General features: G+C 46.6%; 11 protein-coding genes. 4 read left to right on the top strand and 7 right to left on the bottom strand.

Annotated elements, in window-relative coordinates:
* Positions 1-336: 336 nt before the first annotated feature.
* Positions 337-468: a hypothetical protein gene (locus IM753_RS13385; RefSeq protein ID WP_255518675.1), complete on the bottom strand. Its 132-nt coding sequence runs from the start codon at positions 466-468 to the stop codon at positions 337-339.
* A gap of 113 nt (positions 469-581) precedes the next feature.
* Between IM753_RS13385 and IM753_RS12215 the strand changes: the two genes are divergently transcribed.
* From IM753_RS12215 to groL, 3 genes are all read left to right on the top strand, one after another.
* Positions 582-2045 (top strand): alpha/beta fold hydrolase, encoded by a 1464-nt coding sequence (locus tag IM753_RS12215; RefSeq protein ID WP_194109405.1) that lies wholly within the window; start codon positions 582-584, stop codon positions 2043-2045.
* A 230-nt stretch (positions 2046-2275) separates the two neighbouring features.
* Positions 2276-2560, top strand: a complete 285-nt coding sequence (gene groES / locus IM753_RS12210) for a co-chaperone GroES (protein ID WP_065255956.1) — start codon at positions 2276-2278, stop codon at positions 2558-2560.
* 116 nt (positions 2561-2676) lie between these two features.
* The gene (groL, locus tag IM753_RS12205) at positions 2677-4314 is read left to right on the top strand and encodes a chaperonin GroEL (RefSeq protein WP_065255957.1); all 1638 of its coding nucleotides are present in this window, start codon (positions 2677-2679) and stop codon (positions 4312-4314) included.
* Positions 4315-4764: 450 nt separating this feature from the next.
* Here groL and IM753_RS12200 read toward each other — a convergent pair whose 3' ends face one another.
* The 3 genes from IM753_RS12200 to IM753_RS12190 are packed head-to-tail and all read right to left on the bottom strand — an operon-like array spanning position 4765 to position 6908.
* Positions 4765-6219 carry an NAD(P)H-hydrate dehydratase gene (locus IM753_RS12200; RefSeq protein ID WP_194109404.1) on the bottom strand — a complete coding sequence of 485 codons (1455 nt, stop codon included), beginning with the start codon at positions 6217-6219 and terminating at the stop codon, positions 4765-4767.
* 9 nt (positions 6220-6228) lie between these two features.
* Positions 6229-6633 (bottom strand): hypothetical protein, encoded by a 405-nt coding sequence (locus IM753_RS12195; RefSeq protein ID WP_065255959.1) that lies wholly within the window; start codon positions 6631-6633, stop codon positions 6229-6231.
* Positions 6633-6908, bottom strand: a complete 276-nt coding sequence (locus IM753_RS12190; RefSeq protein ID WP_065255960.1) for a succinate dehydrogenase assembly factor 2 — start codon at positions 6906-6908, stop codon at positions 6633-6635. Before IM753_RS12190 ends, IM753_RS12195 begins: the two co-directional genes overlap by 1 nt.
* 105 nt (positions 6909-7013) lie before the next feature.
* Between IM753_RS12190 and IM753_RS12185 the strand changes: the two genes are divergently transcribed.
* On the top strand, positions 7014-7826 hold the full coding sequence (locus IM753_RS12185) for a Cof-type HAD-IIB family hydrolase (protein WP_065255961.1): 813 nt from the start codon (positions 7014-7016) through the stop codon (positions 7824-7826).
* Positions 7827-8092: 266 nt separating this feature from the next.
* On the opposite strand, the gene IM753_RS12180 is transcribed toward IM753_RS12185, so the two are convergent.
* The 3 genes from IM753_RS12180 to IM753_RS12170 form a co-directional block, all read right to left on the bottom strand.
* Positions 8093-8281 carry a hypothetical protein gene (locus IM753_RS12180; RefSeq protein ID WP_065255962.1) on the bottom strand — a complete coding sequence of 63 codons (189 nt, stop codon included), beginning with the start codon at positions 8279-8281 and terminating at the stop codon, positions 8093-8095.
* A 157-nt stretch (positions 8282-8438) separates the two neighbouring features.
* Positions 8439-8951: a TPM domain-containing protein gene (locus IM753_RS12175; RefSeq protein WP_065255963.1), complete on the bottom strand. Its 513-nt coding sequence runs from the start codon at positions 8949-8951 to the stop codon at positions 8439-8441.
* 25 nt (positions 8952-8976) lie between these two features.
* Positions 8977-10083 carry a YgcG family protein gene (locus IM753_RS12170; RefSeq protein WP_065255964.1) on the bottom strand — a complete coding sequence of 369 codons (1107 nt, stop codon included), beginning with the start codon at positions 10081-10083 and terminating at the stop codon, positions 8977-8979.
* Between the last annotated feature and the right edge of the window lie 68 nt (positions 10084-10151).

The following is a 10151-nucleotide window of genomic DNA, read 5'->3' as shown; positions in this document are numbered from 1 at the left end:
TGCTGTGCCCTTTTTGTCATCTGCTTTTAGTACATAAGTGGCAGAAAATCCTGATAAATCAGACGCATTTGCAGATAAAGTTGCCCCTGCCAAGATAGCGGTTGTAATAGTGGTGGTTTTTAGGAAATTTTTAAAAATCGTCATGATTACTCGCTTTACATTAAAATTAAGAACATGGGGGTATTATTGACATTTTTTGTTACAAATTCAAGGGCGGTGGCGTGATGATTTGTAGCATTTTGTGAGAGCAATCTCAAACCATATTTTATTTGCCATTATCATAAAGCAAACTAGGGCGTGTTGAACCTTTATAACACAATTAAATTTAGAAATATCTTAGGCAAAATCAATCGTTTTTGCATGAAAAATGGCTAAATCTTGTTTTTCATCGTCAAAAACTTGTCTGATAGAATAACTATCAGCCTGCGTCTTTTCCTTGAAAAACGTGCGATTTTCCTCATTTTTCATTGCAAATACAAAAGGCAGGCACGCCCTAATCATTATACATATTTTGTTACATTTTATGTTATCATATAACTTTTAAAATTTTGTTATTTTTGTGGTCTTTTAGGTGCATTCTCATGCTAAAATCAATCATTAAATACACCGCCTTATTTTTCGCCTTTATCTTTGCGGTTGTGCTGTGCTTTTATCTATATCTTATAAGCGGGTCTACCAAACAAGGCGACATCACTTGGCATTCTTGCTATCGCCCTGCTTATCTATCGTGGTTTGTATTGCCACCATCGCCACGCTTACAATGTGCGACCGTCGATGTGCCTGTGGATTATACCAAGCCCAATGGCAAAACCTTTGCCATACCGCTCACACGTTTGCCTGCTAAGGGCAATCCCATTGGCGAGCTGTTGCTCTTAAACGGCGGGCCGGGCGGTCATAGCCTTGACATGAGTATGACGTTGTTTGATGAGTATGGGCAGACAGTTAAGGATAATTTTAACGTATTGGGCTACGCTCCCCGTGGGGTTGCCCCGTCTACCCCTGCCATAGACTGCGGTGGCGTGGACGAGACGGACGAGCAGGGTAACACTAACGCCAAAGCCTATATGGACGCTTGCATACAGCACACAGGGGCGGACATTTTGCCCTTTATCAGCTCAAAAGAAGTCGTCAAAGACCTAGACAGCATTCGCACACAGCTTGGTGTGGACGTGTGGAGCATGGTGGGCTACTCATATGGGACAAAACTTGTCACCAAATATGCCGAGCATTACCCCACACGCTTGCGGGCAGGCGTGGCAGACGGGGTGGTGGATACGAGCGAGACCTTATTTACCATTTTAAAAAATCAGTACAAAGGCTCACAAATTGCCTTTGATGCCTTTATCAAAACCTGCCAAGACACTTGTATTTTTGACAAGTCCCAAGACCCAAACACCGCATTTATCAATAAATTAGCCGAGATTTCCGCCAAAAACCTAACCGACAAAAACGGCGACAAAATAGACAGCCAAAGTATCCTAGCCATTATCAACGAAAACATCAACGACAGCACCTACTGGGCAGACATGATGACGATGCTTGGCGAGCTTGACAGGGGCGAGACGAGCGAGTTTAACACTCAACTACTACTGTCCGAATTTGGCGAAAAAGGGTTTAGTAAAGACGCTCTATCCCTTGTAAACTGTGCTGATTCCGCCCCCAAACTTAGCCGAGATGAGTACATCAAACAAGCCAAAATCATCGATGAACAGGCTCGTTATGATGACATCAAGAAGCGTTCTGATGATGATTATCTGGACGCTTGCTACTACTGGCAATGGCAAGCGACCGATGATTTGGATGAAAACCTTATCACAAACGACACGCCCAATCTGCTCTTTGTCGCCCAAAAGTATGACCTTGCCACACCGCTTGCCAATGCTGTCAATATGGCAAAACGCTTTGATGACACGCTCATCTACACGCCAAATCACGGTCATACGGTGAGCCTATCAGGCATGAATGCGTGCGTGGACGGTTATGTGGTGCAGTACCTGCTTGACCCAAAAATAACATTTGATAAAAAAGTGATACTGTGTGAGTAGGGGTTTATGGATTTTAAAATTGCGACAAATCTATGATATGTGGACGTAGGGACGTGCTGAACACGTCCTTTAATAACACCAATTCTACAAAACCTGTGGTAAATATCAAGTTCGTTGCTTATATCTTGGATAAATTTTTAAAAATTATCTTGAAAAATTTGCCCCCTAACACCATTTTTACAAACAATCTGGTTTTGCCAGTATCCCTAACAAGTTAATGGAGAAATTTTATGCCAATCCGTCCTTTACATGACCGCATTGTCGTTCGCCGTACCGAAGAAGAGCAAAAAACCGCAGGCGGTATCCTACTCCCTGGTTCTGCCCAAGAAAAGCCCCAACAAGGCGAAGTGATTGCCGTGGGCAACGGTCAGCTTACTGATAATGGCGTTCGTCCCTTAGATGTTAAAGTGGGCGATAAAGTGCTATTTGGTCAATATGCAGGTCAAACCGTCAAAGTAGACGGCGAAGAGTTGCTCATCATGAAAGAATCTGATGTGTTGGGTGTGCTTGAATAATCCAACTATTTGCAATGATTATGTAGGGGCGTGTTGAACACGCCCGTGTAAAAAAACACGTCCTATATTCAAAAACCCATTACCATTTTAATTTAAAAATCTAAGAGAGAATAAACATGGCAAAAGATGTAAAATTTGGCGTATCCGCCCGTGAAAAAATGATTGACGGTGTCAATATCCTAGCAGATGCCGTAAAAGTTACCCTAGGTCCAAAAGGTCGTAACGTGGTGATTGACAAATCTTTTGGAGCACCAACCATCACTAAAGACGGTGTGAGCGTGGCAAAAGAGATTGAGCTTGAAGACAAATTTGAAAATATGGGAGCTCAGCTTGTCCGTGAAGTGGCTTCAAAAACCAATGACGTGGCAGGGGACGGCACGACTACCGCCACCGTACTTGCCCAAGCTATCCTAGTAGAGGGCATGAAAACTGTCGCTGCTGGCATGAACCCTATGGATTTAAAACGTGGTATTGACAAGGCGACTCGTGTTGCCGTTGAGCAAATCCACGCCCTGTCTACCCCTGCCGATGACTTTAAAGCGATAGCTCAGGTGGGTTCAATTTCAGCCAACTCCGATACCAAGATTGGCGAGCTTATCTCAGAAGCGATGAAAACTGTCGGCAAGCAAGGCGTGATTACCGTAGAAGAGGGTTCAGGCTTTGAAGACACCCTAGAAGTGGTTGAGGGTATGCAGTTTGACCGTGGCTATATCAGCCCTTACTTTGCCAACAAGCAAGACAGCTTGACCTGCGAATTTGACAATCCTTTTATCTTGCTTGTGGACAAAAAGATTGCCAACATTCGTGAGATTGTGCCACTACTAGAACAAGTCATGCAAACGAGCCGTCCGCTACTTATCATCGCCGAAGATGTGGAAAATGAAGCGTTGGCAACTTTGGTGGTAAACAACTTGCGTGGCGGTCTAAAAACCTGTGCCGTTAAAGCCCCCGGGTTTGGCGACAGACGTAAAGCCATGCTCCAAGACATCGCCATTTTGACAGGCGGTATTGTGATTTCAGAAGAAGTGGGTCTAAGCCTAGAAACTGCAACTTTGGAACACTTAGGCACAGCCAAGAAAACCACCGTTGGTAAAGAAAACACCGTGATTGTGGACGGAGCAGGCGACAAGGCTCAAATTGACAGCCGTGTTGAATCTATCAAACGTCAAATCGAAGAATCTACGTCTGACTACGACAAAGAAAAACTGCAAGAACGTGTTGCCAAACTCTCTGGCGGTGTGGCGGTCATTAAAGTCGGTGCTGCCACCGAAACCGAAATGAAAGAGAAAAAAGACCGTGTTGATGACGCTCTACACGCCACCCGTGCGGCGGTAGAAGAAGGCATCGTACCAGGGGGTGGTGTTGCCCTAGTGCGTGCATTGTCTGCATTGGCTGAACTAAAAGGCGAAAATGACGACCAAAACGCAGGCATCAATATCCTACGCCGTGCCATGGAAGCTCCACTTCGCCAAATCGTAACCAACGCTGGCGATGAAGCGTCTGTGATTGTCAATGAAGTCAAAAACGGCTCTGGCAACTACGGCTACAACGCTGCCACAGGTCAGTATGGCGATATGCTAGAAATGGGCATTCTTGACCCTGCCAAGGTAACTCGCTCCGCCCTAGAACACGCCGCCAGCGTGGCAGGTCTTATGCTCACCACCGAGGTGATGATTACCGACAAACCTGCCCCAGAAGCCCCTAATATGGGTGCTAGCATGGGCGGTATGGGTGGCATGGGCGGAATGATGTAATCGCCTAGTTATCAGCTGCTTAGCTATCCAAAAAAAATCCTGTCTTATGGCAGGATTTTTTGTGGTCAATCTTTGGCGAATGTCAAAAACATACACTTATCCACAGAGTGTTTTATTCTTGATGGTGCGTGAAACATTTTGCGGTGACTGCCCAATTTATCAAAATTTAAGCAAATTTATACTTATAAGCTATTGATTTTAAATGATTTATTTTCGATAAAATTATGTATAAATTTCAACCAATCAACCGTCATCGCCCATCATTACAGTATTTTTACATAAAATTACAAAGTTATCCACAGGCTTATCCACAGCTTTTGGGGATAAATTTTTGGCAGATTTTAGCCATAAAAAATGACAAGTAAAAACAATTACTTGCCAATTTTTTGATGGTATTTGCTTTATCTGTCTGTGAAACCTTGACTTTTTGTCTATTTTGCCCTGTCTAATTTACCCGCCTAAAACCATCTCACCTGCCACATCCGCCATGTCATACGCATGAATGCCAAACATCGCCCCGTCAGCAAGCCTATCGCCCATGACAGCGTGCCACGCCACCACGTCATGCACATTCATGTCCAACCCAACGAGCATACCCGCCAGCACGTCGCCCATGCCTGCGGTTGCCATAAAGGCATTACCGAATGGGCAAAATTGCACCCTTGTGCCGTCAAAGCTTAGCGTATTTGCCCCTTTGATGACCCATTGCCCACCATGCCGCTCATGCAAGCGATACAGCGTGCCTAGTTTGTCATTATCCACGTCCGCCACACTCACGCCAAGCAGGCGTGCCGACTCTGCCGAATGGGGCGTACAGATGACATGATTGGACAATTTACATGGATTTTTTGCCAAAAAGTACAACGCATCAGCGTCCAGCACCACCCTATCAAAGGCGTGATGAATTACTCTATCCATGACTTTATCAAAAACCATCTCTGCCCACACATCACGCCCAAGCCCCATGCCAAACGCCACACGGTCAAATCCTGCCAAGCTCTCCACGCTCATCTCATCAATGTCCGCCACCATGACATTAGGCGAGCGGGTCAGCATGGCACTGTGGTGCGTGGCATGACAGATTGCCGTAACTCGCCCTGCCCCCATGCTCATCGCCATCTGGCTTGCCATGATGACCGCCCCACCCATACGCCGATGACCACCCACGACCGCCACCGTACCAAAGTCGCCTTTGTGGGCGGTGCTTTGGCGTGTGGGCGGTTTTGGTTTATCCGACAGATACGCCACCGCTGACAGCTCATCATCAGGCGGTATCAAAGGCAGATTAACAACTTGCCCCACAAAGTCCTTTGCCACCCCAACAAACAGCCCCATTTTTAGCCCCATGACACACAAGGTCATGTCCACGTCCGCACACACAGGCAAAGGAATACCCCTATCAGGGTGCAGACCGCTTGGCACGTCAAGGGCGATTTTGGTGCCTGTTTGGGCGTTAAGGGCGTGAATGATGTCTTGATGTGCTTTGTCAAGCTCTCTGTCTAGCCCATTACCAAACAACGCATCCAGATGAATCACTTTTTCAAATTTTCGAATGACACCACCCACATCATCATGCATTGGCACGCCTATACATAGCGACCTAGCACGGACAGCGTCCACGCTTTTTGGTGGATTTGGAGCGATGATTTGTACATTAAAATGCTCATTATCCAGTCTATCTGCCAGATATTTTGCCGTCAGGTAGCCATCTCCGCCATTGTTGCCCACACCACACCATGCGATGATGTCGGCTTGGGAGATGTTGTTTTTATTGATAAAATCAATGACTTGCAAACACAGTGCAAGACTTGCTTGTTTCATCAGACCAAACGAGCTGTTACCATCTGCAAACCAGCGATTCTCCCAGTCTTTGACAGCTTTGGCGGTGTAAATAGACGTGGTCATCAGCTCTTCCTATATTTGTAGTGACACCAATCGGCGAAAATCCTGCTCTGACACCATACGATGATGAATGGTTACTCGGTGCGTTATCTCAAACGGCACGACAACACGAAACGTCATCGTCACCCTTCGCCCCATCGCCGCCACATCCGACAGATACGCCTGCCATACCTGCCTATCCACCCCATCATACATGCCCAGATACCACACATCATCAGGAGCATGGGCGGACAGCTCATGTATCGGGATGGCACGCATTTTATCCATCCATAGGCACACTGCCCACACCACGCCCACCATGGCATACTGCCACCACGGCACATCCATTACCGCCATCAGTAATAGCGTGATGATAAGCACGCCAGCCTTGATGGGCAAGTCATGAGCGACCTGTGTGATGGCGGTATCAATAAACATCAGAGCGACTGGGTGTGTCTAAGTGCTTTTATCTTATCGATGAGCGAGCCTATCTCAACATCATCAGGGCTTGCCTGCCCCAAAAAAAACAACAACAAATCAGGGTCTTCATGTTCTAAGAGTCGCTCAAAAGCAAGCTGTTCTTGCTCATCGGCGGTGAGATAGTGGCTTTTGACATAAGGGTCAATATAAAAATCAAGCTCCTTTAAGCCACGGCGAGCTTGATAGATAATACGGCGTTGGTGCAAGGTCGGTTCTAAATCGGGTGTGGTCATGAGTTGCCTTTTGGTGTCTTTAAATCAAAATCATCACAAATCAGCAAGATTTGCAAATGTGGTTATTTTTGCATAAAATAGGTAAATTTTCAATGAAAAACGCTCATGAACACCACGCCTGCCACCACGCCCACCACCCCCAAAATCGTCTTTTTTGACATCGATGACACGCTCTACATCAAATACGAAAATCGCATTTTAGACAGCACCAAAACCGCCCTGCACGCCCTAAAAGAGCGTGGTATCATGGTCGCCATCGCCACAGGGCGTGGTCTGTGCGTGTTCCCGCCTTGTATTAATGAGCTTATCGACGAGATTGGCATTGACATTTTTGTGACGATTAACGGGCAGTATAACGAGTATCAGGGTAAATGCCTGACCCATTTTCCCTTGACGCACGCTCAACTGACCCACACCACCACCTACCTACATAGCGAGCGTATCGCCCATGGCTACATGACCCGTGATGAGATTGTCACGGTCAGCCCCGATGAATACATGGTGCAAGCCCTGACATCGCTACACATCCCCTATCGTGTGACAGAGTCGTTTGACATGAGCACACCCGTCTATCAAATGCTGGCATTTTATGAAAATAACCACACCGCCCAGCTCTCATCTGTCCTAAGGGGCGACCTAAAAACCGTACGCTGGCACGTCTTTGGCGTGGACATCCTAGACGTCCACGGCTCAAAGGCTCGGGGTATTCGCTCGGTGCTAGACGCACTGGGTCTGTCCATGGCGGACGCTGTCGCCTTTGGTGATGGGCTAAATGACATCGAAATGCTCTCATCAGTCGGCTTTGGCGTGGCAATGGGTAACGCTCACCCCGGCCTAAAAGCTGTGGCGGATTATGTCTGTCCACGCCATGATGACGATGGGATACTTAGGGGGCTTATGGCTTTGGGGATGATTTAGGGCACATCTAATGCATTGGTAGATTTTATCATTGGTAGGGTTTTTAAGCTTGGCAAGCATTGATGATTTTATAAATTTTTTAAAGCATCTCCATTCTCAACTTTTATATAAGTGATTGGTTTATCAAGGGCGAATATGATTCATCCCTACAACTCAAAAACCCAAAAAATAATTATGGAACAATCAATAAGTTACCATTTTAAGTTAAAAATGAAGTAAGCATTGTTTTATTTTATTTTAAAAAATCTCCATAAAGGCAAATTAAGCTAATTCACCACCACCGCACTCGCCCCGATTTTATCGGCAATGGGTTTTAGTTTGCCCACTTTATCCGTGGTAAAAATCGGCAAGCCACCCATAACATAATCCGCTTTTGGTTTATCCATAATCACAATCGCCTTTTGAATGCCGTCTAGGCTTACGATGATACGAGATTGCGAACCATGTTTTATCATTAGGTCATGACTGGGTAGTAGCCTACCAAGTTCACGTTTAAAATCATCAATACTGGCAGTCTTTTTGGCAAAATAGGGCTTAGCTAAGGCGATGATAAATAGCCCGATAAAGAGTGCAATAAGTCCAATAAAAAGCTGTGTTTGCGTTCATTTTTACCTACCTTAGATACACCACATTATCAGGCAATTCATTGCCACTTAAATCATCACAGGGGAAATATTGATTCAAAAGTCGCCCAATCTCATCAATAAGCCACCCCAAGCCGTCCGCCATGTCGCCTTTTTTAAAATAAGTGAGCGTATTTTGGCATAGATTTTGCCAGTCATCGCAGGCATACGTATCAATGCCACGGTCAGCAATGATTTCAAGGTCATGCTCGCACAGATTGACATAAATCAGCACGCCCGTATTGTGAGCGGTGTCCCATACGCCATATTCGCCAAAGAGCTGTAAGGCACGCCCACGACAGTCATTATCATAAGCGATACCAATCGGCAGATGATTTTCAATGATAAGGCGTATCTCGCCACGATGACCTTTTTCGGCTCGGGCGATACGCTCGGCAAGGGCAATTTTGAGTTCGGCAGTGAGCCAGCGATTGTGCAAAAATGGCACAAAAATGAGCTGGCGAAACAGGCGTGCTGAGCTTTTTTGGGGAATGTGTCTCATATTTTTATCCTTCTTTTTCAATCATTTACCAAGAGCCACCTGCTCCGCCACCGCCAAATCCGCCACCACCCCCACCGAAGCCACCAGAGCCAAACCCACCGCCCCCAAAGCCCCCGCCAGAGCCACCAAATCCGCCACCGCCGACATAAGTGCCACCGCCACGCCGTCCGCCATTTGAAAACACGCCAAGAATGAGCAATATCCAAAGCAAAATGCCTGCTCCAATGGCGGTCAGTAGCCCCACGCCAAACAAAGTCGCCAGTAGCACAAAACCGCCTGTGGACACGCTTGCCCCCAAAAACCGCCCCAAAGCACCGCTTAACACCGTACCAAAAAACATGGCAAAAATAAAAAACGGCACCACGCTAATCTCTTCATCGGCACTTATCTGCTGTGCGTCCGCTCGGGCAAGGGTCTCGGGGTCGGCTCGTAGCCGTTCGTCAATGCGTGCAATCCCTGCCGATATGCCTTGGGCGTATGCCCCTGTCTTAAAACTGGGTGTGATGTCTTCACGGATAATGCGGTTCAAACTGGCATCGGGCAACACGCCTTCCACGCCATAGCCCGTAACGATGTGCAATTTGCGGTCGTTAATCGCCACCGCCATTAAAATGCCTTCATCGGTGTCTTTTTGCCCAAGTTGCCAACGGTTCGCCACATTGATAGCATAATCAAAAATATCCATGCCGTCTGTGGTCGGCACGATGACCACCGCCATTTGAGCCAAGCCATCATCATAAATTCGTCTTAGCTGAGTCTCCAAATGAGCCTTTTCGCTGGCGGTCAAAATATGGGCTTCATCAACAACGGGATTGTTTAAAATCAGCTTGTCATGAGCAACCGCAGGGGCGGTGGATTGGCGTGGTGTGGCTGTCGTTTGGCTGTTTGCTTGGGCTTGATTTTGGGATTGTTGGGCTTGATTTTTGGCTTTATTTAATTCATTTAAAACAATCAAATTCTCCACCGCTTGCCCTTCGCTCTGAGCATCAGCGGTTGCTATGGCGGTGTTTTGGGCGTTGGGAGCGGTAGCGGTTGCCGTGTTGTTGGCAAAAGCAGGTACACCGACCCCAAGCACCACACTCATGCCAAGCGTGGCAAATAATGAACGATAACGGGTTGTGATTGGGGTCATGGGTTGCCTTTTTATGATAATCTTAATCTTAATGAATGTTTAGCTCTGGTTTGCAAAGTATGCTAAAC

Origin of the sequence: Moraxella sp. K127 (assembly GCF_015223095.1) — a bacterium.
Lineage (GTDB): Bacteria > Pseudomonadota > Gammaproteobacteria > Pseudomonadales > Moraxellaceae > Moraxella.
The sequence above is the reverse complement of the archived record's forward strand: the minus strand, read 5'-3'. Positions and strand labels throughout refer to the sequence as shown.

What these genes read in the sequence shown, in the direction of transcription:
- IM753_RS13385 (WP_255518675.1), bottom strand. Translation starts at nt 468, where the DNA reads ATGAAAAATGAGGAAAATCGCACGTTTTTCAAGGAAAAGACGCAGGCT.
- IM753_RS12215 (WP_194109405.1), top strand. Translation starts at nt 582, where the DNA reads ATGCTAAAATCAATCATTAAATACACCGCCTTATTTTTCGCCTTTATC.
- groES (WP_065255956.1), top strand. Translation starts at nt 2,276, where the DNA reads ATGCCAATCCGTCCTTTACATGACCGCATTGTCGTTCGCCGTACCGAA.
- groL (WP_065255957.1), top strand. Translation starts at nt 2,677, where the DNA reads ATGGCAAAAGATGTAAAATTTGGCGTATCCGCCCGTGAAAAAATGATT.
- IM753_RS12200 (WP_194109404.1), bottom strand. Translation starts at nt 6,219, where the DNA reads ATGACCACGTCTATTTACACCGCCAAAGCTGTCAAAGACTGGGAGAAT.
- IM753_RS12195 (WP_065255959.1), bottom strand. Translation starts at nt 6,633, where the DNA reads ATGTTTATTGATACCGCCATCACACAGGTCGCTCATGACTTGCCCATC.
- IM753_RS12190 (WP_065255960.1), bottom strand. Translation starts at nt 6,908, where the DNA reads ATGACCACACCCGATTTAGAACCGACCTTGCACCAACGCCGTATTATC.
- IM753_RS12185 (WP_065255961.1), top strand. Translation starts at nt 7,014, where the DNA reads ATGAACACCACGCCTGCCACCACGCCCACCACCCCCAAAATCGTCTTT.
- IM753_RS12180 (WP_065255962.1), bottom strand. Translation starts at nt 8,281, where the DNA reads ATGATAAAACATGGTTCGCAATCTCGTATCATCGTAAGCCTAGACGGC.
- IM753_RS12175 (WP_065255963.1), bottom strand. Translation starts at nt 8,951, where the DNA reads ATGAGACACATTCCCCAAAAAAGCTCAGCACGCCTGTTTCGCCAGCTC.
- IM753_RS12170 (WP_065255964.1), bottom strand. Translation starts at nt 10,083, where the DNA reads ATGACCCCAATCACAACCCGTTATCGTTCATTATTTGCCACGCTTGGC.